Source organism: Halomonas sp. QHL1, from assembly GCF_001882345.1.
GTDB lineage: Bacteria > Pseudomonadota > Gammaproteobacteria > Pseudomonadales > Halomonadaceae > Vreelandella.
Window position 1 is genome coordinate 3,431,253 of sequence record NZ_MINL01000001.1, and the last position, 25,595, is coordinate 3,456,847.

The following is a 25,595-nucleotide window of genomic DNA, read 5'->3' on the forward strand; positions in this document are numbered from 1 at the left end:
GTTAGTCTTCAAAAGGCGGATTGAAGCGGGCGATAAAGCGCGCATCAATCCGCTTTTTCCATTTCCATACCCATTTTCCTGATAGGCCAAAGGTACCGCGGCTGGCAATTGCCCGGCCATCGCCTGTACCAATCAGAGCCAGTACGCGCTTGGGTGGCTGCCAATCGTTGAGGGTCTCGCCGTGGCAGGCATGGCGCAGGTTATCCGCTAAGGGTGGCCCCATGCGCACCGCATAAACGCCGGCGTTTGGCAGTGTGGGAGTGAGCGCGGCGCAATCACCCGACGCAAAAATGCCCGGCTGATCGATGACCTCAAGGGTTTTCGCTACTCGAATAAAGCCATTTTTATCTAATGGCAGCGCGCTGTCAGCGAGCCAACCATGACCCACCGCCCCAGTGGCCCAGAGTACTATATCCGCAGGAATGAGTACGTTACAGTGAGTTAATACCCCGCCGTCTACCAATGCTTCCCCACGTACTTGATGATGCACGCTAATGTCTGCGCGTAATAACGCTCGCTGAATAAGCCAGCGCGGTAAGTCACCAGCACCGGGCAGCAGCTCGTTTGATGCGCTTAGTAAATGGCCCTGCCAACGAATATCCGGGCGCTGTTTACGTAGCTGAGCCAGAACACTCATCAGCGTTTCGCAGCCCGCCGCACCGCCACCAACGCCCACCACGCGTTGGTGGCCGCCACTGGGTAAGTGGTTAACGTCATTTTGCAGTGCCTGCCAGCGTCGATGCAGCGTACTTAACGGGCGCATAGCGATTAACTGGGGTAGCCGATTCCCGTGCTGTTGGGGAGGTTTTAACGTGGAGCCGATATTGAAAGAAGCGACGTCAAAATCAATCCGGTCACCATTTGCCAGGATTACGTAGCGCGCCTGGGTATTCACCGTTTTAGCCGGGGAGAGAATCAGCCGGGCATTGGCCCGCTGGCACAGCGCGGCTATATCAATCTGCGTCTCTTCCAGCGTGCTTTCACCTGCAAGCCAGGCTGGCACGCTGCCTGAGTAAGCGGCGGTAGCTGCGTCGCTCACCACGGTCAGTGCGATATGGTGATCTGTCTGGTTGGCAAAGGCCTCCAGTACAAAGGCGTGAGCATGGCCCGCGCCAATGAGTAACAGCTGCTTCATTGACTGTCACCGCGCCGCCAATTGAAGTAGCGCTTCAATAGTGCCAGCACCCGTTCGGGTTTATGAGCATTCTTCCATACACCCGCAGTGGCTTTGGCCGCCTCGCCGAGTGTGGGGTAGGGGTGGATAGTGCCCAGCAGCTTATTGAGACCCAGGCCGTGCTTCATGGCGAGGGTGAATTCGCCCAGCCATTCGCCGGCATTTTCCGCCACGATGGTTGCGCCTAAAATCTTGTCTTTGCCGGGCACGGTAAGCACTTTGATAAAGCCTTGGGTCGCGCCTTCGGCAATGGCACGGTCGCTTTCGCTCATGGCGTAGCGGGTGATTTCAAAGGCAATGCCCTGTGCATTAGCCTCTTTTTCGTTTAACCCCACCCTGGCTACTTCCGGCTGCACATAGGTGACGGCGGGCATATAGCGGTAATCCACCGCAAAGCTTTTCAGCTCACCAAACAGCGCATTGACTGCTGCGTGCCACGCCTGGTGAGCGGCGGCATGGGTGAGCTGATAGGGGCCCGCTAAATCGCCGCAGGCCCAGATATTGGGTAGATGGGTTTGCAGACGCTCGTTCAGCTCTAACGTTCCCGCTTGGGTGGTCGTGATGTCTAATGCTTCCAGCCCTAAGCCTTCCACATTGGCTTGACGACCGGCACTCACCAGCAGGTAGTCAAAGGCAAGCATCTTGCGCTCGCCGTGATGCTCCACCGCTAGCCGATAGCCAGTTTCGTCGCTGATAACTTCCAGCGCCTTGGCGTCGGTCATTACCCTGACACCTTCGTTAACCAAAGTGCCTTCGATCAACTCACCTACCTCTGGGTCTTCGCGACCCAGAAGTTGGGAAATGCCTTCGACCAGGGTGACTTGGCTACCCAGGCGGGCAAAGCTCTGGCTTAGCTCGCAGCCAATGGCACCACCGCCCAACACCACTAAACGCTCGGGCAGTTCAGTAAGCGACCAAAGATTTTCTGAGGTTAGAACGGGCGCATCCATAATGCCGGGTAACGGGGGTACTTTGGGCCTAGCGCCGGTGGCCAGCACGATATGTCGGGCGGTGAGAGTTTTATCCCCCACCTGCACTTCCCAGGGTGAGATCAACTTGGCGTGGTCCTGGTACACCTCAACGCCTAGGCCGCTGTAGCGCTCCACGCTGTCGTGGGGTTCGATATCGCTAATTGCCTGTTTCACATGCCCCATCACCTTGGCAAAATCGACCTGCGGCTCGCTGGCAGTCACTCCGAACCGGTGTGCGGTGCGAATCTCATGGGCGGAGCGAGCAGCGCGAATGAGCGCTTTGGAGGGCACGCAGCCGGTATTCAGGCAATCGCCGCCCATTTTGTGTTTTTCCACCAGCGCCACTTTGGCGTTCACGGCGCTGGCGATATAGCTGGTGACCAGCCCGGCTGAGCCGCCGCCGATGACCACAATGTCGTAGTCAAAACGCGCTGGCTGGGTAAAACCTTTATAAGCTTTGCGCTTCTGCAACAGCTGTACAATGCGCCGAGCTATCCAGGGGAAGATAGCCAGCAGTAAAAACGAGGCGATAAGCGTCGGCGAGAGAATACCCCCCAGACTCTCTAAATCACCTAGCTGCCCACCCGCATTCACATAGATGGCGGTGCCGGGTAGCATCGCGAGCTGGCTTACCCAGTAAAAAGTGATGGTTTTGATGCGTGTCAGGCCCATGACCAGGTTGATCATAAAAAACGGAAACACCGGCACTAAACGCATTGTGAAGAGGTAGAGAGCTCCATCGCGCTCGACACCGCGATTCACTGAGGCAAACTGGCGCGGAAAACGCTTTTCAATGGGGCTACGAAAGAGAAACCGCGAGAGTAAAAAGGCCAGCGTGGCGCCCATTGTGCTGGCGAAGGAGATAATCAGCAGCCCCCAACCTAAACCAAATAGCGTACCGCCAAGCAGGGTCATCAGCGTGGCGCCCGGCAGTGAGAGCGCCGTTATCACCACATAAACGACAAAAAACATCCCGGCTACCTGCCAAGGGTTTTGATTAAATGCCGTTTGGAAGTCGCTTTGGTACGCTTTGATGGTTTCCAGGGTGAACCATTGATGGGCACCGCTGATGAAAAACACGCCAATGGCGGTGATCAGTAGCGCTGCAATAATCAAACGTTGTCGGGTCACAATAAAAGCTCCAGCGCTAATAAGGTAAGTATCGGGTGGTCACTGAGTGAGGAGAGAGCCCGTTTCCTTACATCGACACGGGCAAACCTTTCCAGCGCTGCCAGTCTTCGGGGCGATCCACATCCCAAATAGTCGCGGGGTAGGCGGCGCGCAGGCCTAATGCTTCAATGCGCTGCTGCGTGGTGGTCAGCACGCTTTGGGTACCCCAGGGGATATCTTCAAACAACGCGGGGTAGTCTTGCCTAGTGCCCACAAAACCGTAGCCGCCATCTTCAGCGGGTAAAATCACCACCTCAAAGTTAGCCAACTGGTGCGCGCAGGTAGTTATCAGCGCGCTGGTAATGCTTGGGCAATCGCTGCCCATCAGCATGGCTGGCCCTGGGGTACTGTTCAGGGCATGGCGAACCCGTGCGCCTAAATCGCCGTCTGGCTGGGCGCTTAACGTTACACCAAACGTCTCGCTAAGCTCGGTAAACAGCGGGTGGGCGTGATCAAGCGCCGTCCATAGCGTGATATTTTCGGCTGACAGCGCTTTGCAAGCATTAGCGACGCAGTGGCGTACCAGCTCCGCGTGGGCGTTGGCAGCACCTTCCAAACCGAGTAGGGGCGAGAGGCGCGTTTTAGCTTGCCCCGCTAGCGGGGCTTTGGCTAGTAGGTGTAGATGAGGCGTTTCAGCGGGCATCGCGATACTCCTTGGCGAGTTGGGTTGCGCTAACGCCGCGCCAGTAGCGGTAGCGCAGCCGCCACATCAGGCGGATGGTTTTCCAGGCGCCGAACGCATCCCAGCGCCTGCCCGAGCTTACCACTTTCGCCTTCAAACAGGCGGGCCGAGACACCCGTTTGAGCCGTTTAGACAGCTCAATATCTTCCATCAGTGGCTGTTCGGGAAAACCACCGCCTGCTTTGAAAGTGCTTGCGCGCAGAAACAGGCCCTGGTCGCCGGTGGCGATGCCGGTAAGCCGTGAGCGTTGGTTCATCATCCAGCTCACCACGGGCAGCCAGCCGCTGCGCCCTGCAAGCTCAATATCAAAACGCCCCCAGGCGTGGCGGGAAAGCGCTTGGGTTATCTGCTCAACGGCATTCTTGGGCAGTCGGGTATCCGCGTGCAGGAACAGCAGTGCGGGCGCACTGGCATGCTGGGCGCCCAGGTTCATTTGCAGTGCCCGTCCGGCAGGGCTGCTGAGCAGGCAATCCACCAGCGGTTTGGCAATGCGAGCGCTGTCATCGCAACTCCCGCCATCCACCACAATGATTTCTATGGGTATAGCAATGCGCAGCGGTTGCAGCGGCGTCAGGGCCGACTCAATTCCCGCGGCCTCGTTAAGCACCGGTATCACGATGCTGAGGAGGGGAGGTTTTTCAGCCGAGCTCAATGACTGGTCCTCCTGCCGCGCCTGCATCAGCGTGGTCGTGGGTGACCAGTAGCGCGGGCAGACCTGCCTCACGCAGTTGGCTAAACACCAGTGCGCGCATCTCCTGGCGCAGCGCTGTATCCAGCTTTGAAAACGGCTCGTCCAGCAGCACTGCGTGAGGCTTGGAAAGCAGCAGACGCATCAACGCTACGCGCGATTGCTGGCCGCCGGAAAGGGTGGTCGGGTCGCGGGCCTCAAAGCCCGCTAGCCCAACCTGTTCAAGCGCTTGAGTAACCTGCTGGCGCTTCTCTTTGCTGTGGCGAGGTAGCCCGAAACGCAAGTTGCCGCCCACGCTTAAGTGCGGAAACAGCAGCGGATCCTGAAACAGCAGACCAATGCCGCGCTTTTCAGCGGGAAGGCTGAGTAAATCGTGCTCGCCTAGCCATACGCCGCCGCTGGCGTTGAACTCACGGTCAAGAAAACCTGCAATATACGCCAATAAGGTGGATTTCCCCGACCCAGAAGGCCCCATTACCGTGAGTACCTCACCGGGGGCAATAGTGGCATTCACTGTCAGTAACTCGCGGCCTGACAGGGCGATGCTGATTTGCTCAAGACGTAGCGGCGCGCAAAAAGAAGCTGTCACAATGTTCCTCTTAGGTAGCTAGACCACGGCGGTGGGTGCCCAATAAACGGGGCAGCCCTAGCGCAAGCATAAAGCCAATCAGTGGCAGGCCCGCCTGCACTAATGCCCAGACACCGATTAAACGTCGATTACTGCCAGAGGCAAGCGAGACTGCCTCGGTTGTCACGGTAGTTACGCGGCCCGCCCCGAGTAACTGGGTGGGTAAGTATTGGCCAATGCTCACAGCCAAGCCAACGGCAAACGCCGTTAATAGCGGCGCGAGCAACAGCGGCAGGCGAACCCGCCAAAACGCGGCGCTACGTGACACCCGCAATGAACGCGCCACCTTTAGCCAGCGCGGATCCAGGCGGCGATAGGTTTCCGCCAAGGAGAGGTACACATAAGGCAGCACAAACAGCAGGTGGCCCGCGATAACCAGAACCAGTTGAGGGCGAACGCCCAAACTTTCAGCGGCCACTATTAGCCCAAAGAGAAACGCAATTTGCGGCACTAATAGGGGTAAATAGAGTAACCATAACGCGCGCTTGGGTTGGATGTGCTGACGGTGTTCATTTTCCAGCGTTGCTACCACCAGCGCTGCGGCAATCGCGGTGGAAATCAGGCCAATCAGTGCGGTATTGATGAGCGGTGTGACCAACGAGGGGCCGCTGCGTTGCCAGTGATCTAGCGTTAGCGTCTGCGGCAGCAGCTCTGGAAAGCGCCAAAAACCGGCCAGGGAAAATAGCCCCAACCCGACCAAGGCTGCCAGCGCCGTGATACTCGAAAACAGTAACGCCGAGCGGCCAACTATGCGTAGGACAATTTCACCGCGCTGGCGGCTGCCGTCGGTCAGCCAGCGACGCGTCAGCATACTGATCAGTTGCTCCAGCAGCCACCAGCACAGCAGCGCAGCGATGGTGACCCCTAACTGCAGTATCGCTGCCGCCGAGGCCATAAAGCGGTGGCTAATATCGGGGTCGTTGAACCAACTTAAGATAGACACGCTCAGCGTGGGCGGGAGCGTCGGCCCCAGAATCAGCGCCATATCGACGACCGAAGAAGCGTAGGCGATCACCGCATATACTGGCAGGCGAATCAGCGGGTAGAGCGAAGGCAGCACCGTTTTTAACCAGGCAATGGTGGGTGAATAGCCTAGCGAGCGTGCCAGTATCAAGCGTTTTTCAGGTGCTAACTGCGGCAGCGCCGCTAAACTCATCAGCAGCAGGAAAGGCACCTCTTTCAACACTAGCCCTGCTATCAGAGAAAGCCCCCAAGGGTCGTTGATGATCAGCGCATCTGGCGGGCGCTCCCAGCCGGTTAGCGACGGAGAAATCAAACGTGCCATCAGGCCTGATGGGGCAATCAAAAAGGCAAACCCAAAGGCGATAGCCGCATGGGGAATGGCGAGCAGCGGCGATACCAAACGTCGTATGCCGCGATCTAACCAGGTGCCCCGACTGGCGGCCAAAAACAGCACCACAATAACCAGCGCTACGGCGGTGCTCACCAACCCGCTGGCAAAGCTAACCGCCACTGAACGTTCAAGCCCCGGCTGGGCAAACAGCATCTGCCAGGGGGCTAAGCTGAAGGTATTGCCGCCTAGCGCTGGCAGGTAGCCAAATGCTGGCAGCAGAACCATGAGTAGCCCCGACCCCACGGGCAGCACTAGCAAGGCAATGATCAGTATCGGGGGCAGTCGCAGCATGGCCTAGTTAACGCCGTAACGCTCAAGCCAGGCGTCTTGCAAGGCGGTCATCCAGCTGGGGTGCGGTTCGGGTAGGGTGTTAGACAGCGCGTCCGCTGGTAGCTCTGAAGGATGGCGATCTCCCCGCTCAAACAGCGCTTGAGACTCACCGTCTAGCTGATCGATATCCAGCACGCTGCGGTCGCCCCACATCGCTAGCGACTGCTTTTGTGCCTGAGCTTGCGGTGAAAGCAGGAAATTGGCGAGCGCCATAGCGCCGACTTTATGCGGCGAATTATAGGGAATCGCTACAAAGTGAACGTTACCCAGCGTGCCGCCTTCCAGCACGTAGCTGCGTACGCTTTCGGGCAGCTCATACTCCATGACCGCCACGGCGGCATCGGTGGGGTAGAACGAAAAGGCTAGGCTCAGCTCGCCGTCGCTCATTAACGTACGCAAATGGGGACCCGAGTCGGGAAAGGTGCGCCCGCTGCGCCACAGGTGCGGGTGCAGCGTATCCAAATAGGTCCACAGTGGCGCTGTCACGGCCTCGAAATCGCTCTCTGAAACCGGTCGGTAAAGCGCCTCATCCTGCTCGGTAAGCTCGATCAGTGCCTGCTTCAAAAAGGTACTGCCGGTGAAGTCAGGAATACGCGGGTAGCTGAACTGGCCGGGGTTGGCTTCGGCCCAGGCGAGCAGTGCCTGCATATCCTGGGGCGGAGTCTCGGTTTGGGCACTGTCGTAATAGAAGGTGATCTGCGCTTTACCCCAGGGCGATTCATAGCCATCGGTGGGTAGCGTAAAGTCGGTCACCACTTCAGGATTTTCGGTCGCGTTGGTGAGCGCGAAATTGGGCAGCGACTCGGCAAAGGGGCCGAATAGCAGATCGTTTTCGCGCATGGCAGCGAAGTTCTCGCCGTTGATCCAAATCAGGTCGATACTGCCCTCGTCTTGGTTACCCGCCTGTTTCTCCGCCAGCACCCGCGCCACGGCACTGCCGGTATCGTCCAGTTTTACGTGCTCAACCTCGACGCCGTACTGCGCCTGCATCTGCTTTGCCACCCAGTCGATGTAGCGATTGGTGCGCGTATCACCGCCCCAGGCATTCCAGTAAACGGTTTGGCCTTCGGCTTCTGCTACCACACTTTGCCAATCACTAGGGTCAGGGTTGGCCATTGCCGGAAGCGTAAAGGCTAGCATCGCTGTGGAAATAGTTGTGGCTAGCGCTGTTGAAAAAATCGCATGCAGCGGGTGACGGGTAATGGACATCGCACACCTCAGTATTAGGGAAATAAAAACGTTATAGGGAGGCTTGTAAGCACTGAAGCTCGCTATGAACGTGATCAATAATCGGCAGCGAGAGGTAGTGCTCAACGCGGTCGCGCACGTGGTCAATCACCGCGGGGTCGGTGAGCTCTGCCGACCAGTCTTCACCGCGCTGTTGGGCATCTTTGGCGTTTAAGTGCTGGGCGCGCCATTTAGCGCACCAAGTTAGGGACCAGAGCCAGGTTGCGCGGCGGCAAGCGACCAGCGTGTCCGTGTCGGGCGAGTCGCCCATGGCTGACTGCCAGCGGCGGTAAAAGTTAATCACCTCACGCAGTGAAAGCACGGCTTGGCTGTTGATATCCCAAGTGGTCGAGGTGTAAAGCGAGGTATGGGCAAGATCGATACCCGGCAGGCCATAACGACACTTCTCTAAATCCACGAGCACTGCACAGCCATCGTCACGGATTAAAAAGTTGCCTGGGTGGGTGTCGAAGCTAATCAGCGTAGGGGCAGCATCGCTTAAGCGGGGCGGGAGCAGATCCAATTCCTGTTTAATGCGCTGCGTGACTTTGCTCGAAAGCTGGGCGTCGCCCAACCAATTCGCCTGCTGGCGCACCTCATCGACCATCGCCTGCCATGGGTCTTCAGGCGCAAGCAGTGGTGCCTGCTTAGCGACACTGGGCAGCGGTTGGCGATGCAGGCTCGCCAAGGCATCGGCGATGGCGGGTAAGTCTTCCGGCAACTTGGCCAAACGACCCCGGATAGCTTCGACCAGCAGCCCGCCCCGGGGCAATGCCTCGCTTGGCGGCAGGGTGTCGTGAAGTGTTGGCGTGTGCCCGCCAGGGCTAGAGCGCTGGTAACAGGCGGTCTGATAGGCGAGGTTCTCTGCAGGCGGCAGGTTCATCTGACTCTGCTTCGGTAGCCGCGCCACCCAGTCATCGCCTTCGCGATGAATCCAGACGTGATCGTGAGCCAGACCGGTATCCGCCATCGGCGTAAGCTCACGGTAGGTGATTCCGGCCCGCTTTAATTCGGTTGCCAGCGCCTGTAAACGCGCTTCAGTTGGTGTCGGCATAGAGCAGTCCGTGTTGTTGCTGAATCAGCGATGCCACTTAGTGGCCGTTCTTGTACCAACCTTACACCGTTTATAAGAAAAAGTGGTCAAGGCGTGGCGTAAGAGCGCAGAAAGGCGTCGATTCCCGCGGAGTAAGCCGGTTCGCTGTCTAAGAAGCCGATATTATGACCGCCTTGGATCTCTAGTAGTTGCTTGGGCTCCCGGGCTGCCTGGTAGACCGCCTCACCTTGGGCGAAGGGAATGATCTCGTCGTCGCGGCTGTGGATCACCAGTAGCGGGGCGGATATTCGCGTTACGTAGGTCTCCACTGGGTACTCAATGCGCGCAAACCAACGGGCGGGTAGGAAGGGGTAGAGCTGCTGGGCGAGCTCTGGCACCGAACGAAACGGTGACTCGAGAATCACCGCTGCGGGAGTTGATTGTTGCTCGTCAAGGCTCGCGGCGAGCTCTGCGGCCACTGCCGCACCCAGCGAGCGACCAAATAAGACGATCTCGCCTGCCTCTTGCTCGGCTTCATCACGCAGCCATTGCCAGGCGGCGCGAGCATCCAGCGCCGTGCCTGCCTCAGACGGACTCCCCTCGCTGCGACCATAGCCGCGATAATCAATGATTAATACCGACAGCCCAAGGCGCTGAAACTGAGCGATACTCTCCAGCCGGTGTGAAATATTGCCTGCATTGCCATGAAGGAACAGCAGGCTGGCGCGGGGCACTGGGGCGGGTATCCACCAGGCATCAAGGGCCACGTCATCTTCAGTGGTTAGCGTCACTTCTTCCCACGCCAAGCCTAGGTCGGCGGGGGTGGCAGCATGCTCGCGACCCGCATTAGGCAGGTACAGTAGACGATCCTGGAAAGCCCACATCAATGCCACTACCAGACCATAGATTATCGCTAGAGACAGCAGTATTTTCGCCATCATGTTCGCCATAGATTCGACTCGTGGCTAGTATGAGCAAAATGCAGACGGCACCCTTGGGTGCCGTCTTTAGTTTAGCTAAGAGTGAGCTTTATAACGCTTCAATCTTAGCCCGCTGCTCTTCCAGCAACTGCTTGGTGGCCTGAAACTCGGCCAGCTTGCCGCGCTCTTTATCCACCACGGCGACCGGGGCTTTGGCGATAAAGCCGTCGTTGCCGAGTTTCTTCTCGATGCCGCCGATCAGCTTGTCTTGCTTCTCGATCTCTTTGCAGAGGCGGGCGATTTCGGCATCTTTGTCGATCAGATCCGCCATCGGCACCAGCATTTCCATATCACCTACCAACTGGGTGGCTGAGAGCGGGGCGTCATCTGGGTTTTCAAGCCAGGTAACGCTTTCCAGCTTGGCGAGTTTGGACAGGAAGCGACGGTTGCTCTCCAGGCGCTCGGCGTCTTCGGGCTTGCCTTTGGTGAGCAGCACGTCAAGCGGTTTGCCGGGGGCGATGTTCATCTCGGCGCGGATATTACGCACGGCGATGATGACGCCTTTCAGCCACTCGATATCCAGGCTGGCCTGGTCGTCGATTTTGCTTTCGTCGGCTTCGGGCCATGCTTGCAGCATGATCGACGCATTTTCACCCATATACACGCCCGCCAGCGGCGAGACGCGCTGCCAGATCTCTTCGGTGATATAGGGCATCATTGGGTGAGCAAGGCGCTGAATCGCTTCGAGTACGCGTACCAGCGTGCGGCGGGTACCGCGCTTCGCCTCTACCGTGGCATTTTCGTCCCACAACACTGGCTTGGAAAGCTCAAGGTACCAGTCGCAGTACTCGTTCCAAACGAATTCATACAGCGCCTGGGAGGCGTGGTCGAAACGGTACTCGTCCATCGCCTTGGTGACCTGAGCTTCGGTTTTTTGCAGTTGTGAGATAATCCAGCGGTCGGCCAGGGAAAGCTCAACCTCTTCACCACCAGTGCCGCAATCTTCGCCTTCGGCGTTCATCAGTACGTAGCGCGAGGCGTTCCACAGCTTGTTGCAGAAGTTGCGGTAGCCATCCAGGCGGCTCATATCGAACTTGATATCACGCCCGGTGGTGGCTTGGGAGAGGAACGTAAAGCGCAGCGCATCGGTGCCGTGGGCTTCAATGCCGTCCTTGAACTCGTCCTTGGTCGCTTTGGCAATCGCTTTGGCCTGTTTCGGTTGCATCATATTGCCGGTGCGCTTTTCGAGCAGCTCATCCAGCGTAATGCCGTCGATCAGGTCGATGGGGTCGAGCACGTTGCCTTTGGACTTGGACATCTTCTGACCCTGACCGTCGCGCACCAAGCCGTGCACGTAAACCGTCTTGAACGGTACCTGCTTGGTGAACTTCAGGGTCATCATGATCATCCGGGCAACCCAGAAGAAGATGATGTCAAAACCGGTCACCAGCACGCTGCTGGGGTGGAAGGTCTCCAGCTCCGGCGTCTCTTCTGGCCAGCCGAGGGTGCCGAACGTCCACAGGCCCGAGCTGAACCAGGTATCGAGTACGTCTTCATCTTGCGTCAAGGTTATATCGGGGCCTAGCTCATGCTTCTCGCGCGCTTCAATCTCCGTACGGGCAACGTAGACATTACCTTCGGCGTCGTACCAGGCCGGAATGCGGTGGCCCCACCATAGCTGACGGGAGATACACCAATCCTGCAGGTCGCGCATCCAGGCGAAGTACATGTTCTCGTAGTTCTTGGGCACGAACTGGATATCGCCATTTTCCACCGCTTCGATAGCGGGCTTGGCGAGGGACTCCACGGCCACAAACCACTGGTCGGTGAGCAGCGGCTCGATGACATCACCGGAACGGTCACCATAAGGCAGGGTGTTGTTAACGGCTTCGACTTGCTCCAGCAGGCCCAGGGCGCCCATGTCGGCCACGATCTGCTTGCGTGCTTCAAAGCGGTCGAGGCCTGCGTACTTGGCGGGCAGGCTGGCATCTTCGTCCGGCTGGGGCTGGCCTTTAAGATCGAAAATCTCAGCGCTTTCAAGGATCGCCGCGTTTTTGGAGAAGACATTGATCAGCAGGTGATTCTGGCGCTTGCCGACTTCGTAGTCGTTGAAGTCGTGAGCGGGGGTGATCTTGACACAGCCCGAGCCTTTCTCCATATCGGCGTGCTCGTCGGCGACTACTGGAATGCGGCGTCCGACCAGAGGCAGCTCGATAAACTTGCCGACCAGTGAGGCGTAGCGTTCATCTTCCGGGTTAACTGCCACGCCGGTATCGCCCAGCAAAGTTTCCGGGCGGGTGGTGGCGACCACCAGGTAGTCTTTGCCATCGTCGGTTTTGACGCCGTCCGCCAGCGGGTAGCGGAAGTGCCAGAAACTGCCCTGCTGCTCTTTGTTCTCCACTTCCAGGTCAGAAATGGCGGTGTGTAACGTCGGATCCCAGTTGACCAAGCGCTTGCCACGATAAATCAACTTCTCTTCATGCAGGCGCACAAACACTTCCTGCACCGCTTTGTAGAAGCCGTCGTCCATGGTGAAGCGTTCGCGAGACCAGTCGACGCTGGCGCCCATGCGGCGCAGCTGGCGGGTAATATGGCCGCCGGACTCGTGTTTCCACTCCCACACCTTGTCGATAAACGCATCGCGGCCCAGGTCGTGGCGGGTCTTGCCCTCTTCAGCCGCAATCTTGCGCTCCACCAGCATCTGCGTGGCGATACCGGCGTGGTCGGTGCCTACCTGCCACAGGGTGTTATTGCCCTGCATCCGTTTCCAGCGCGTCAAGGTATCCATGATGGTGTCCTGGAACGCATGGCCCATGTGCAGGCTGCCGGTCACATTGGGCGGTGGAATCATGATCGAAAAAGGCGTGCCCTGGCCGGAGGGAGCGAAACGGTTGTCAGCTTCCCAGCGCTCGTACCAGCGGGTTTCGATCTGTTCGGGTTGGTAGGTCTTTTCCATGGAGAGTTGGCTCACGGCTGGCGAGAAATGTGAATAAGTGCATAAGTTAATGGGCGTGAGTATACCGCGTAAGGGCCGTGGTCGTCAGGGGCTACTCACGCTCTATTGTGGGTGCAAAGTACTTATGCGATGTGTTTATGAGAACTGTTTATGGGCAGAAAACCCGCGCATGGCGATAAGCCCGAGGATGGGCCCTGGCAATAGCCACCAAATGACCGCCAGCGACTGGCTCGACCATAGCGAGGTGACCAGTGCGATGGAAGGAATGGTCAACCCAAAACCAATAGCATTCATCATCGCCAGCGCCGCCCCTAGCCGCTCGGGTGGAGCCGTGGCGCTGGCCAGCGCAGAGAACTGCGCGGAGTCGGCAATAACGCTAACGCCCCATAATCCGAGAAGTGTCAGCAGCAGCCAGGGCGAGGCGCCGCCCAACAGGGGATAAACCAAACAGAGCGCACCTGAGGTTGCCAATGCTATGCAGGCCACTCGGTCGCTGCCGATGTGGCGGCTCCATTTGCCTGCGAGCACGCAGCCCGGTAAGCCCAACGCGATCACCGCAAAACTTAGCCAGGGCTGAGCGCTGTTTGAAGCGCCCAAACGCTCCAGTTCCCGGGCGACCAGAAACGGCACCAGCGCCCACAGCGCATACAGTTCCCAGCAGTGGCCGAAATAACCCAGCGCAGCGGCACGAAAACGGGGCTGCCTGAACGCCGCTAAACCCGCCCAAGGCCGTCCGCTTTTGGCGGTCGCCGGGAGGTGGGGGCCAACGCCCAGTTTGAAAATCATCAGCGCGGCGACCAACGCCAGCAGTGAGGCCAGCAGCAGTGGCCACTGCCAGGGTAAATTCAGTGTTAAACCGCGTAGCAGGTGCGGGGAGGCGATACCCAGGGTGAGCATACCCACCAGCCAGCCCAACGCCGCCCCGGCGTGGCTGGGTGTCCAGCTCACCACCAGCTTCATACCCAGCGGGTAGATACCCGCCAGGCAGAGCCCTGTCGCAAAGCGCGCAACAGCAGCTAACGTCACGCTCTCGGCGACGCCGATAAAGGCGGCGTTGATCAGCGCGCCGAGAACAGCGGAGATCGCAAACAGGTGGCTGGCACGAATGCGGTCGGCAATGCCGGTGGTTGCGATCAGCAGCGTGCCGCTAATAAACCCGGCCTGAACGGCGATGGTGAGCAGACCTAAATCGCTTTCGCTTAGGCCTAGTGCCTCCTGAAGCGCCAAGCCAACGCCATTAACGCTAAACCACAGTGAGGTGCCAAACAGTTGGGCGATAACAATAACGGCTAAAGGGTAGCGCGTGAGCACGTTGACGTCTCCATGGATGCGAATAGCGCGGCAAGGACCCGCTTATGGTAATCAACAATTTACCGTTACGACGAATTTTTTGAAAACAGCAGTGTCGGACCACAAGACCCGTCAGGATTTTGTCGGGCAGGAAATACAAATTTGTAAGTAATTGGAGTTTTTATGCACGTAGCTAAGCTTTTCGTTCCGGCAGTCGCAGCACTGGCATTCAGTGTTCCCGCCATGGCCCAACAAATGGGTGGTGGCACCCCCAGTGTCGATGACCAAGTTAATCAACTCGACGAAATGGTGGATCTGGATGAAGGCCAGAAAGAAGAGATGAGCAACCTCTTGACCCAGATGCAAGATGAAATCAGTGGCAAGGAGCAGGAAGCCCAGCAGTTGCAACAGCAACTCGGCGAGCAGGTTCAGCCCGATTACGATGAAGCTTCCATTCGTGCGGACGCGGAGCGTCTTGGTGACCTAACGGCCGAGATGACCGCTGAAAGCGTCATTATACAGTCTCAGATCGAAGGCGTATTCACTCAGGAACAGCGCGAACAACTGGATGAGGCCATGGCTCAGCAGCAAGAGCAAATGCAACAACAGATGCAGGAGCAGATGCAGGAGCAGATGCAGCAACAGGGTGGCTAACTCTGTTAACGGCCCCGCCAAGTGCGGGGTCACGTCTTTATGGTATATGGTCTCCCCGGCCATTTACCCCAACTTATGCGGCACGACCTCATGACCCATTTCTTTATAGCGCTGCCAGCAGGCGCGTTTGGCGACCAGCACTTGTTGATGCTGATTGATGATCTCGGCAATTCGCGCGTAGCGCTCTACGCCTTCGGGGATATCGGGGTGCAGGTTGAGTAGCGCGGTCTCTTCCTTGGGCACCGGCAACTGCTGCCAGCCTAGCGTGATCGGTACGCTGTTGGCCATTTCACTATCTTCTAATGCGTGGGGCAGGTAGGCGTCCGGGCGGAAATTCCACAGCGCGTTATCGGCCTGCTCGGCGAGGGCTTTATCTTCGCAATGCAAATGCAGGCGGTAGCCTTTGCGCCAGATGGTTTCGGCGAGCTTGCAGGCAAACTGCAAACGCGCTTCTAAGGTTGTATCGGGCAAAATGTAGAAATCAATGCGCGCCATGGCGGTTCCACCAGGTAAGTCGGTTCCAGAAACAACACCGCCGCATAAAATGCGGCGGTATGTGGGGTAAGCCCTAGCGTTACACCAGCTTGGTTAGCCAGCCGTACTTATCTTCGCTGCGGCCGTACTGCAGATCGAGTAGCTTGGTCCGGATGCGCATGGCGACCTCATTGCTGTTGTTATCTGCTGTGAGACGAATACGCTCGTTCCCGCTGACCAGTTCGCCCACCGGGGTGATGACCGCAGCGGTGCCGCAGGCAAATACTTCGGTGATCTCGCCAGACGCCGCGCCTTCACGCCACTCGTCGATGCTGATAGCGCGCTCTTCCGGCGTCAGACCTTCATCTTTGGCCAGCGTGAGGACAGAATTGCGCGTCACGCCTTCTAAAATGGTGTCGGTCAGGCGCGGGGTGACCAAGCGACCGTCTTTGAAGACGAAGAACAGGTTCATACCGCCGAGCTCTTCCACCCACTTGTTTTCAGCGGCATCAAGAAACGCAACCTGACCACACTGATGGGCTTCGGCCTCTTTCTGCGCGGCTAATGAAGCGGCGTAGTTACCGCCACATTTAGCAAAGCCGGTCCCACCGGGGGCAGCGCGCTTATAGTTCGAGGAGAGCCAGATCGAAACCGGGGCAACGCCGCCTTTAAAGTACGCCGCCGCCGGAGAGGCGATCACGTAGTAATCGACTTCCTGCGATGGACGTACGCCCAGAAACGCTTCCGAGGCGATCATAAACGGACGTAGATAGAGGCTGCACTCGTCAGAAGCGCTGGCAGGCGTTGGCACCCAGGCGTGGTCTTGCGCCAATAGCGCTTTCAGTGAGCCAATAAAGTCTTCATCGGAAAGCTCTGGCAGTGCCAAGCGGCGGGCACTGCGGCGAAAACGCTCGGCGTTTTTCTCTGGGCGGAATGTCCAGATAGAGCCGTCGGCATGGCGATAGGCTTTGATGCCCTCAAAAATCTCCTGGCCGTAGTGCAGTACAGAGGCAGCAGGGTCGAGGGTTAGCGGGCCGTAGGGGCGCACCTGATGTCCGTGCCAATCAGCATCGCCAGTCCAACGGATGTGCGCCATATGATCGGTAAAGTAGCGACCAAAGCCGGGATTTTTAAGAATATTGTCACGTATTTCATCGGCCATCGGTTGATTGGATGGCAGGGTTTCAAAACTCGTTTCAAAGCTGGCAGTGGGCACGGCTGTTACTCTCCGCTTGAACCGACTCTGTTAGCAGGACGGTTGGGTGTTATTGACGATAAGTTGATAGCGATAGAGGCCCAGCGAGTGTTAGCCCGCTGCACCTTGATATGTTCAGGTTTAACGGTTGCCGCGCTGAAAGGCAACCGTTGATGACGCGTTGTGATATTAGGTGTCGCTCTTTTCTACTTGCGCGTCTGTTTCACGATCAAGCAGGTACTGGGTTAGCAGCCCCACAGGACGGCCGGTGGCGCCTTTCTGCTTGCCGGAGTGCCAGGCGGTACCGGCAATATCCAGGTGCGCCCAGGGGAAGTGATCGGCAAAGCGCGACAAAAAGCATGCGGCGGTAATCGTGCCCGCCGGGCGGCCGCCAATATTGGCCAGATCGGCAAAGTTGGATTCAAGCTGCTCTTGATACTCGTCCCATAGCGGTAGGTGCCAAGCGCGATCCCAGGCGGCTTCGCCCGCATCCAGCAGATCCAGCGCCAGGTCGTCGTCGTTGGAGAGCAGCCCGGTAGCGTGGTGGCCCAGGCCCACAATCACGGCGCCGGTGAGAGTGGCGATATCCACCACGCTGGCCGGGGTAAAGCGCTCGGCATAAGTGAGTGCATCGCACAGCACCAGGCGGCCTTCCGCGTCGGTATTGAGCACTTCGACGGTCAGGCCTTTAAGGGTTTTGATGATATCGCCAGGCTTGGTGGCATTGCCGTCGGGCATGTTTTCCGCAGCGGCAACGATAAATACCAGATTGAGCTTGGGTTTAATCGCCAACACCGCTTTGACGGTGCCGAATACGCTGGCGGCGCCGCACATGTCGAACTTCATTTCGTCCATGCCTTCGCCGGGCTTGAGCGAAATGCCGCCGGTATCAAAGGTAATGCCTTTGCCTACCAATACATGGGGCGCTTCTTCGCTTTCTTCGGCGCCCTGGTACTTCATAACGATCAGGCGTGTTGGCTCTTTGCTGCCACGACCTACAGAGAGCAGCGAACCTGCGCCCAAGGCTTCCAGCGCTTCTTCATCGAGAATTTCGACCTCAAGCGCGCCTTTTGAGTCGCGGCCCAGTTGCTGCGCCTGCTCTGCTAAATAGCGGGGCGTGCAGATGTTAGCGGGCAGGTTGCCCAGGGTGCGGGTATAGTTGATGCCTTGGCCAATAGCATTGCCCACTAACGCACCTTGCTTAACCTGGGGCACAGCATCAGCATCGCTGATCATTAATGTCAGCTTGGCAAGGCTGGGGGCCGGTGCAGGCGATGATTTGAACTGGTCGAAGCGATAAATAGCCCGCTCGGCCGCTTCCATTACCTTGCGTGCTTTCCAGGCCGCATCGCGGTCAGTCAGCGGAACATCGCCAAATACGACGCTGGCTTCATCGATGGGCAGCTTTACCAGCGCGGTCATGGCCGCATCCAGCGCCTTGATAAAGGCCGCTTCCTGGCATTTTTCGCGCTCACCCAAGCCCACCAGTAAGATGCGTTCGGTGCCCAGGCCCGGTGCAAAGGGTACCATTTGCACGTTGCCCAGCGCTGAGTCAAAGTCGCCGCGCTCCAGTAACTGGCCGATCAGGCGCTCGCTGGCGTCGTCCAGTTTGGCGACGGTGGGTAATAGATCGCCCCCTTTAAAAACCGGTACCAAGAGGCAGGGTGTTTCAGCTTTGGCTGGGTTCGCGGTCTGAACGGAAAATTCCATGACGTCTCCAACAAGACAAGCATCGAGGGATTCGGGATAATGCCCCGTTGCTTTTGATTTTGAAAAGGGACTGTGAATAGTTTGATTAGTGTACCCAAGCCATGCGCTTATTGCATGGCATCCTGCACGACTAGCCGGAGAGCGCGTTGATTTTATTTCGGTATCTAACTCGCGAAGTGTTACTCACCATGTCAGCGGTCGCTGGCATTCTACTGCTGGTGATCATGGGCAGCCGCTTTATCCGTTATTTTTCGGACGCGGCGGAAGGCGATATCCCTGTCTCCATGTTAGGTAGTCTGATGATGTTTCACCTGCCTGGCTTTATGGAATTGATCCTACCGCTGTCGTTTTTTCTAGGCATCCTGCTCGCCTACGGGCAGCTCTATATGAACAGCGAAATCACCGTGATGGTCGCCTGCGGGATGAGCCCCACGCGGCTGTTGAAAGTGACCCTGCTGCCCGCCAGCGTCGTCGCGGTGCTGGTCGGTATCTGTAGTCTATGGCTGACGCCTTTTGGGGCGCTGCAAACCGAGACTGCGCTGGAAGAGCAGCGTAGCCGCCTGGATGTTTCCGTCCTGGCCCCAGGGCGCTTTCAAGAGTTCGGCGGTGGCCGTACCGCGTATATAGGCGGCTTCTCTAGCGACGGCACAGAAATGCGAGACGTGCTGGTGCACGAACAGAACCAGCCGGGCGACGAAGGCACCCACGACTTCGTTACCCGCGCGGTATCGGGTTATCAGGAAACCCGCCTCGAAACCGGTAGCCGTTTTCTGGTGTTGGATGACGGTGAGCGCTACGGGGTGACGCCTGGCGAGAAGAGCGCCGAGCGGCTCACGTTTGAGCGCTACACGCTGCGCCTGGGTTTGAGTCGCGACCGACAGGAGCTTGATTCACTGGAGTACGCCACCACGGCCGCGCTATGGAATAATCCCAACCCCCGTGCCCAAGCCCAGTGGCAGTGGCGGGCCGGGCTGCCACTGATGGTGTTTGTATTGGCCTTATTGGCGCAGCCACTTTCACGGGTTAATCCCCGTCAGGGGCGTTTTGGCAAGCTACTACCTGCCGTATTTTTATACGTCGCCTATCTCAGCCTGCTGCTTGCGGTAGTTGATGCGATTGGCAGCGGTACTTGGCCCACCATGCTGGGCGTTTGGCCAGTGCATGGGCTGTTTTTAGGGCTGGGCCTATTATTGCTATGGCGCTCGCAACACAAGGGGATGCGCTAATGGTGCTTGACCGTCTCGACCGTTATATTGCCCGCAACGTGCTGGCGGCCATTATCGTCGTTCAGTTCGTGCTATTGGGCTTGGATATTACCATCGCCTATATCGATGATTTAGGTGATGTACAGGAAGGCTATACGGCCTTAGATGCACTCCTTTACTTGCTAATGCGTACACCTTGGCGCTTCTATCAGTACGCCCCGGTGGCGGTATTGATCGGGGCGCTGATTGGTTTGGGCAGCATGGCTTCCAGCAACGAGCTTACCGTCATGCGCGCCGCTGGCCGCTCCCTGGCGCGGATTTTGTGGGGAGTGATGAAGCCAGTTCTAGTCGTAGTGGTTGTAGTGCTGTTAGTCGCCGAGTATGTCAGCCCGCGCACCGAGCAGTATGCCGAGGCGTGGCGACTGGAAAAAGTCCAGGGCGAAGGGACCATGCTAACCAGCCGCAGTGGCTGGCAGATTGAGGGCGACAGCGTCTACCGTTTCGGGGCGATTCGTGCGGATGATATCGTGCTTGAATTATCCCGCTACCGTTTTGATGAGCAGCAGCTAGTCGAAGCCACCTACGCCCAGCGTGCTCGCTGGGAGGGCGATGCTTGGCGTTTGGAAAACGTCACTACCACGCGCATTTTTGATGATCATACCGAGTCTGACCAAGCCGCAAGCTTGGACTGGGAAACCTCCTTTACGCCCACCCAACTAGAGCGGCTGCTGCGCGATATTGAGAGTCAGGCACCCAGCGAACTTTGGGCTTATGCACAGTTCCTTGAAGGTCAGGGCCTGCAGAATGACCAAGCGCTGCTCTATTTTTGGCAGAAGATGCTGATGCCACTCACCATGGGGTCGCTGGTGCTAATTGCTGCCTCCTTTGTGTTTGGTCCCCTGCGCACCGTGGCTGCAGGCACCCGGGTGTTTTACGGCGTTATCACCGGGCTTACCTTTAAGTACGTTCAGGATCTGCTGGCGCCCGCCTCGACGATTTTTGGCTTTTCACCCGTCTGGGCTGTGCTGGTGCCGACTCTGGCGTGTGCAGGGGTCGGGATCTTCTTCCTACGTCGCAACGGTTAATGCCGCAACGGCGAGCTACTACGGCCGATGATTATCCAAAACAGCCAACCAGGAGCCGAGAAAAACGATGGGAACACGACGCTTTACTCAGTTGGATAGCGTATGGCCAGCGGGCCTTGGCCGACGACTGGGCGCCATGCTGTACGACGGCTTCTTAGTCACCGCGATTTGGATCGCGGTCACGGTCGCGCATATGGTTTTTTTCCGCTATGTGCTTGGCCAACAGCCCGAAGAGGTTGGCACTACGCCCGGTGATATTTGGAGTCTGCGTCTTATGCTGGTGTTTTTTGTCACACTTTTTTTCGTTTTTTCCTGGTCGCGTGGGGGTATGACCTTGGGCATGCAGGCTTGGCGATTAAGGGTGCAAACGGAAGAGGGGCGTTCATTGAACTTAAAGCAGTGCCTTATCCGCTGCGCGGTAGCATGGCTCTCGCTATTGGCGTTTGGTTTGGGCTACTTATGGGTGTTGTTCGATAAACAGCGTCGTAGCTGGCCGGATATTGTTTCCAAGACGCACACGGTGGTTTTGCCGAAAAAATAATTCTTACTGACGTGAGCCGAAAAGTAGCGCTGAGACAACATCTTATGGTGGTGCTTTTGTTGGTTAAGACGAATAGATAACAAAAAGCAGTCATTTCTACTTGATAAGATGTATGCGAATCATTTACATTCATCTCATGACTTTTATGAGGTGTCGCCATGTACGTTTGCGTGTGCAAGGGAGTAACCGACCATCAGATTCGCCAGCACGTTAGCGACGGAGCGCGCAGCTGGCGAGAAGTACGCGAAGCAACCGGCTGCGCAACGCAGTGCGGTAAGTGCGCGTGCTACGCTAAATCTATTACCCGCGATGCCGTTCATGAAGCACGCCAAGAAGCCGATATGGGCCTTGCTTACGCCGTGTGACGCGAATCACTATTGTTAGGGTTATCTTTAGCAAATATATGATTTGCTTGAACTTTTGAATACCTTATCTATACTCTCTGGAAAGCTGGGAGTATAGCTATACACGTCTATACTTCTCTCCAAACGTAACTGCTTGATCGCGTTATTTAAAGGCCAGCTTAACCATTGGCATATACATCAGCATTACAGTAGATAAGGTGACGTTATGAAAGGTGATACTAAAGTTCTCGAGCATCTCAATAAGGCGCTCGGTAACGAACTGGTCGCGATTAATCAGTACTTTTTGCACGCCAAAATGTACAAAGATTGGGGCCTGAAAGCGCTAGCCAAATGGGAATACGATGAATCCATCGAAGAGATGCAGCACGCTGACAAGATCATTGAGCGCATTCTGTTCCTTGAAGGCATTCCCAACCTGCAAGACCTGGGCAAGCTGCACATCGGTGAAAACGTCAAAGAGATGCTCGAAAGCGATCTTAAAATCGAGCACGATGGCCGCAACGACTATATCGAAGCCATCACTTACTGCGAAAGCGTTAAAGATTACGTTACCCGCGATATGCTCCGCGATCTGCTCGCCGACGAAGAAGGTCACATCGACCATATCGAGACTGAGCTCAAACTGATTGAGCAGGTCGGTATTCAGAACTACCTGCAGCGCCAGATGCAAATGGCAGGCGAAGAGTAAAACGCTTTAGCCAATTTGTTAGCTGACTTTTAGCTCAGCTATTAGCGCAACGCAAAACGGGCAGCCCATAGGCTGCCCGTTTTTTATTGCTGGTACTCAACCTTCATCGCACTACGAACTAGTGGCCAGCCTATCACCTGTTTTGCCAGCGGCGAGCGCTGATGTTACAGGCTCATCAACGGCAAAGGTTGTGCGGCTCAAGCGGCGTACACGCTTCATAAACAGCGCAATGCAAAGGAGCGTGCCTAGCGCAGCCACCACATAGCTTAGCTGCAGCGGCAGACCAAAACCGATCGGCGCATAGGCTAAGTAGGTAAACGTGGCCATGGTCATAAAGGTGGCGGGGATTGAGGTAATCCAGTGAGGCTTACGCGACAGCACCAGGTACATGGTACCTACCCATAGGGCGATGACGGCGGTGGTCTGGTTCGCCCAGGAGAAGTAGCGCCACAGCAGGGTGAAGTCCATGTGCGTTAGCGCGTAAGACACCACAAACAGCGGGAGAGCGACCATGACGCGCTTCATAATCGGCTTTTGATCGATCTTGATGTAGTCGGCGATGATCATCCGTGCACTGCGGAAAGCGGTATCGCCCGAGGTGATCGGCAGCACAATAACGCCGAGTACCGCCAGGGTGCCGCCTACAGCGCCGAGCATGGTGGTAGAAACTTCACTTACTACCGCGGCAGGGCCACCGGCAGCCAGTACATCGGAAAGCGACTGGTCGCCGTAGAACAGGCTCATGGCGGCGGCCGCCCAGATCATCGCAATGATGCCTTCGGTGATCATCATGCCGTAGAAAATTTTGCGGCCATTGGTTTCGTTTTGCGTGGTGCGCGAAATGATCGGCGTTTGGGTGGCGTGAAAACCGGAAAGCGCGCCGCAGGAAATGGTTAAAAACAGCAGCGGGAAAATCGGTGCAGCGTCGGGGTGCATATTCTGGAACGAGAGCTCGGGAATCGGAGCGCCAGTAACGATCAAGCCGATACCGATACCCGCCGCGCTGAACAGCAGCAGGGCACCAAAGTAAGGGTAGATACGACCGATGACCTTATCAATCGGCAGTAGGGTGGCAATCAGATAGTAAATAAAGATAGCGACGATGATCAGCGTTAGCGACAGTGAGGTCATATTGGCCAGCAGCGCCGCAGGCGAGGTGACAAAAACCGTGCCGACTAACAGTAGCAGCAGAATGGCGAAGCCATTGACCACGTGCTTCATTGCTTTACCCAGGAACTTGCCTGCCAGCTGTGGCAAGTGAGCGCCGTGGTTGCGGATCGAGATCATGCCGGTCAGGTAATCGTGCACGGCGCCGGCAAAAATGCAGCCGACCACAATCCAAATAAACGCCACCGGTCCATACAGCGCGCCGAGAATTGGGCCAAAAATAGGGCCGACACCGGCAATGTTTAATAACTGAATGAGCGAGTTACGCGTGGTGTTCATCGGCACGTAGTCGATGTTGTCGCGCATGCTGAAAGCGGGCGTCTGACGTTTGCGGTCAGTCACGAAGACGCGCTCAACGAATTTCCCATAGGTAAAGTAGCCCGCTATCAGCAGCAGGATCGATACGATAAAGGTGATCATCTAAGGTACCTAGAGCAGTGAGGGGAATGGGCGAGCATGCCGATGAGCATGCAAGCAGGCACTTCTTTAGCCGGGCTGAATGTACAGATAAGCACTATAAAATCACAGTTAGACTTTAGTGGGTTGTAAGCAAAAAAATGGACAGCCGAATGGCTGCCCATTTTATCGTTTAGCAACGGCAAATTTTAAGACTCAACGATGCCGCAGGCCATCCGGGTGCCGCCGCCGCCCAGGTGGGGCTCATCTTTGTAGGTATCGCCACCTTCATGAATCATCAGGCTGCGACCCGGCATATCTTCCATGCTGAGGCGCGGGGCAAGAACGGGCAGATTGGCTTCGCCCTCTTCATTAACGGTTAGCACCGGCAGATCGCCTAAATGACCTTCACCGTAAGGACCTTGGTGCGTGCCGGTCTCTTCGGGGTCATAGTGGCCACCTGCAGATAGCGCAGCGGTCATTTCACCGCTGTCATTCTCTTCAGGTTCACAGCTGGCGTTCTGGTGGACGTGAAAACCGTAAACACCGGGTTCAAGATCCGTAAGCGAGGGTGTCAGCAATAAGCCATGATCCGTATGCTCCAGGGATACGGTACCAATCGACTCTTCAACTCCTTCGGCGCTGACTTTATGCATCTCCACATCAAGCGTTTCATTCGCATGCGCCGCCGACGTGGCGAGCAGTAACGAGGCAGCAATAGCGGTAAGTGGTGTTGAATAGCGCATAGAGTATTCTCCTTCCGAATCCATGGAAACGCTGTAGCAGCGTTGCCCATTCAAGGTAGCCGTCTAGGGTGGACTTCGCCACCTTATCCAGTTGATGACATCTCATGGCCAAGCCGCGACAATGGCGCCCTATTTAGATTGTTAGCTTTAACCGGGGATCGTTATGACGCCACTCAACATCCTCTACCAGGATGAGCACCTCGTTGCAGTGCATAAGCCGGCAGGGCTTTTGGTGCATCGCTCGGCGTTGGCGCGTGGTGAAACCGAATTTCTACTTCAGCGCCTACGCGACCAGCTTGGCAAGCGGGTCTATCCCGTTCACCGGCTGGATCGACCGACTTCGGGGGTGATCGTGTTTGCGCTATCTTCAACAGTGGCTGGCCTGCTCAGCGAAGCGTTTAGTGAGCGGCAGGTGGAGAAGCGCTACCTGGCGGTGGTGCGCGGTAAAGCGCCGGAAAGCGAACGTTTGGACTACCCGCTGCGGGAGGAGGACGGCACACGCCCCAAGGCGGAAATGCCAGCCATGCCGGCGATGACCGATATTCGCCGCCTAGATAGCGTTGAGCTGCCAGTGCAAGTCGACCGCTATCCGGTGGCGCGCTATTCGCTGGTCGAAGCGCGGCCGATGACCGGGCGCCGCCATCAAATTCGCCGTCACCTCTCGCGGCGGGGCTATCCGATTATTGGAGATGCCAAGCACGGTAAAAGTGTCCACAACCGCTTTTTTGCCGACCAGATGGGCGCGCCACGCTTACTGCTCGCCGCAACCTATTTGGCCTTTGACCATCCCCTGTTAGACAAGCGTGTGCAATTGAGCTGCGCCTTGGATGACACCATGATCGCGCTGTTTAATCAGCTTGGCTGGGCGGGTCATTTGCCGCTGGATAGCGTGCGCACACCGCCTCACACCACGCCTTCAGCCCTTCAAGCGCTATGAGTGAATCTG

23 protein-coding genes are annotated in these 25,595 nt (G+C 57.0%); 7 read left to right on the forward strand and 16 right to left on the reverse strand.

The genetic code is table 11. The features are described from left to right. Window position 1: 1 nt before the first annotated feature. From QHL1GM_RS15750 to QHL1GM_RS15800, 11 genes are all read right to left on the reverse strand, one after another. The gene (locus QHL1GM_RS15750) at window positions 2-1,135 is read right to left on the reverse strand and encodes an FAD-dependent oxidoreductase (protein WP_071695304.1); all 1,134 of its coding nucleotides are present in this window, start codon (window positions 1,133-1,135) and stop codon (window positions 2-4) included. Next, window positions 1,132-3,276 carry an FAD-dependent oxidoreductase gene (locus QHL1GM_RS15755; RefSeq protein WP_071695305.1) on the reverse strand — a complete coding sequence of 715 codons (2,145 nt, stop codon included), beginning with the start codon at window positions 3,274-3,276 and terminating at the stop codon, window positions 1,132-1,134. The genes QHL1GM_RS15750 and QHL1GM_RS15755 overlap by 4 nt, the downstream gene beginning before the upstream one ends. Window positions 3,277-3,343: 67 nt before the next feature. Next, entirely contained in the window at window positions 3,344-3,958 is a 615-nt protein-coding gene (locus QHL1GM_RS15760; RefSeq protein WP_071695306.1) for a TIGR04282 family arsenosugar biosynthesis glycosyltransferase, read from the reverse strand. After that, on the reverse strand, window positions 3,948-4,649 hold the full coding sequence (locus QHL1GM_RS15765) for a TIGR04283 family arsenosugar biosynthesis glycosyltransferase (RefSeq protein WP_254795320.1): 702 nt from the start codon (window positions 4,647-4,649) through the stop codon (window positions 3,948-3,950). Before QHL1GM_RS15765 ends, QHL1GM_RS15760 begins: the two co-directional genes overlap by 11 nt. Further along, entirely contained in the window at window positions 4,636-5,274 is a 639-nt protein-coding gene (locus QHL1GM_RS15770; protein WP_071695308.1) for an ATP-binding cassette domain-containing protein, read from the reverse strand. Before QHL1GM_RS15770 ends, QHL1GM_RS15765 begins: the two co-directional genes overlap by 14 nt. Before the next feature lie 10 nt (window positions 5,275-5,284). Next, window positions 5,285-6,958 (reverse strand): ABC transporter permease, encoded by a 1,674-nt coding sequence (locus QHL1GM_RS15775; RefSeq protein WP_071695309.1) that lies wholly within the window; start codon window positions 6,956-6,958, stop codon window positions 5,285-5,287. Window positions 6,959-6,961: 3 nt separating this feature from the next. Continuing rightward, a complete protein-coding gene (locus tag QHL1GM_RS15780) occupies window positions 6,962-8,206 on the reverse strand; it encodes an ABC transporter substrate-binding protein (RefSeq protein WP_071695310.1) in 1,245 nt (414 codons plus the stop codon). A gap of 31 nt (window positions 8,207-8,237) precedes the next feature. Then, complete coding sequence (locus tag QHL1GM_RS15785) at window positions 8,238-9,278, reverse strand: aminoglycoside phosphotransferase family protein (protein ID WP_071695311.1); 1,041 nt, start codon at window positions 9,276-9,278, stop codon at window positions 8,238-8,240. Between the two features lie 86 nt (window positions 9,279-9,364). Next, window positions 9,365-10,207: an alpha/beta hydrolase gene (locus QHL1GM_RS15790; RefSeq protein WP_083571041.1), complete on the reverse strand. Its 843-nt coding sequence runs from the start codon at window positions 10,205-10,207 to the stop codon at window positions 9,365-9,367. 79 nt (window positions 10,208-10,286) lie between these two features. Next, a complete protein-coding gene (locus QHL1GM_RS15795) occupies window positions 10,287-13,133 on the reverse strand; it encodes a valine--tRNA ligase (protein ID WP_083571042.1) in 2,847 nt (948 codons plus the stop codon). A 135-nt stretch (window positions 13,134-13,268) separates the two neighbouring features. Next, window positions 13,269-14,444 carry an MFS transporter gene (locus QHL1GM_RS15800; RefSeq protein WP_071695313.1) on the reverse strand — a complete coding sequence of 392 codons (1,176 nt, stop codon included), beginning with the start codon at window positions 14,442-14,444 and terminating at the stop codon, window positions 13,269-13,271. A gap of 162 nt (window positions 14,445-14,606) precedes the next feature. Between QHL1GM_RS15800 and QHL1GM_RS15805 the strand changes: the two genes are divergently transcribed. Then, complete coding sequence (locus tag QHL1GM_RS15805; RefSeq protein WP_071695314.1) at window positions 14,607-15,077, forward strand: Spy/CpxP family protein refolding chaperone; 471 nt, start codon at window positions 14,607-14,609, stop codon at window positions 15,075-15,077. A gap of 63 nt (window positions 15,078-15,140) precedes the next feature. Here QHL1GM_RS15805 and QHL1GM_RS15810 read toward each other — a convergent pair whose 3' ends face one another. The 3 genes from QHL1GM_RS15810 to QHL1GM_RS15820 all read right to left on the reverse strand — a co-directional run bounded on the left by QHL1GM_RS15810 (window position 15,141) and on the right by QHL1GM_RS15820 (window position 18,456). Then, window positions 15,141-15,572 (reverse strand): DNA polymerase III subunit chi, encoded by a 432-nt coding sequence (locus tag QHL1GM_RS15810; protein WP_071695315.1) that lies wholly within the window; start codon window positions 15,570-15,572, stop codon window positions 15,141-15,143. Between the two features lie 79 nt (window positions 15,573-15,651). Further along, window positions 15,652-16,767, reverse strand: coding sequence for a branched-chain amino acid aminotransferase (locus QHL1GM_RS15815; RefSeq protein WP_071695316.1), 1,116 nt, complete (start codon window positions 16,765-16,767; stop codon window positions 15,652-15,654). A 168-nt stretch (window positions 16,768-16,935) separates the two neighbouring features. Beyond that, entirely contained in the window at window positions 16,936-18,456 is a 1,521-nt protein-coding gene (locus QHL1GM_RS15820) for a leucyl aminopeptidase (RefSeq protein WP_071695317.1), read from the reverse strand. A gap of 146 nt (window positions 18,457-18,602) precedes the next feature. Here QHL1GM_RS15820 and lptF point away from each other — a divergent pair, with 146 nt between their 5' ends. The 5 genes from lptF (at window position 18,603) to bfr (ending at window position 22,340) form a co-directional block, all read left to right on the forward strand. Beyond that, entirely contained in the window at window positions 18,603-19,682 is a 1,080-nt protein-coding gene (gene lptF / locus QHL1GM_RS15825) for an LPS export ABC transporter permease LptF (protein WP_071695318.1), read from the forward strand. Next, on the forward strand, window positions 19,682-20,746 hold the full coding sequence (gene lptG / locus QHL1GM_RS15830) for an LPS export ABC transporter permease LptG (protein ID WP_071695319.1): 1,065 nt from the start codon (window positions 19,682-19,684) through the stop codon (window positions 20,744-20,746). The genes lptF and lptG overlap by 1 nt, the downstream gene beginning before the upstream one ends. 67 nt (window positions 20,747-20,813) lie before the next feature. After that, a complete protein-coding gene (locus tag QHL1GM_RS15835; protein WP_071695320.1) occupies window positions 20,814-21,287 on the forward strand; it encodes an RDD family protein in 474 nt (157 codons plus the stop codon). 158 nt (window positions 21,288-21,445) lie between these two features. Further along, entirely contained in the window at window positions 21,446-21,652 is a 207-nt protein-coding gene (locus QHL1GM_RS15840) for a bacterioferritin-associated ferredoxin (protein ID WP_071695321.1), read from the forward strand. Window positions 21,653-21,857: 205 nt separating this feature from the next. Beyond that, on the forward strand, window positions 21,858-22,340 hold the full coding sequence (gene bfr, locus QHL1GM_RS15845; RefSeq protein ID WP_008959829.1) for a bacterioferritin: 483 nt from the start codon (window positions 21,858-21,860) through the stop codon (window positions 22,338-22,340). Window positions 22,341-22,451: 111 nt separating this feature from the next. Here bfr and QHL1GM_RS15850 read toward each other — a convergent pair whose 3' ends face one another. Both QHL1GM_RS15850 and sodC read right to left on the reverse strand, forming a co-directional pair. Then, entirely contained in the window at window positions 22,452-23,927 is a 1,476-nt protein-coding gene (locus QHL1GM_RS15850) for a carbon starvation protein A (protein ID WP_071695322.1), read from the reverse strand. Between the two features lie 185 nt (window positions 23,928-24,112). Further along, window positions 24,113-24,649, reverse strand: coding sequence for a superoxide dismutase family protein (sodC, locus tag QHL1GM_RS15855; RefSeq protein WP_071695323.1), 537 nt, complete (start codon window positions 24,647-24,649; stop codon window positions 24,113-24,115). A gap of 163 nt (window positions 24,650-24,812) precedes the next feature. On the opposite strand from sodC, the gene QHL1GM_RS15860 reads away from it, so the two are divergent. After that, on the forward strand, window positions 24,813-25,586 hold the full coding sequence (locus tag QHL1GM_RS15860) for a pseudouridine synthase (protein WP_071695324.1): 774 nt from the start codon (window positions 24,813-24,815) through the stop codon (window positions 25,584-25,586). Window positions 25,587-25,595: the final 9 nt, after the last annotated feature.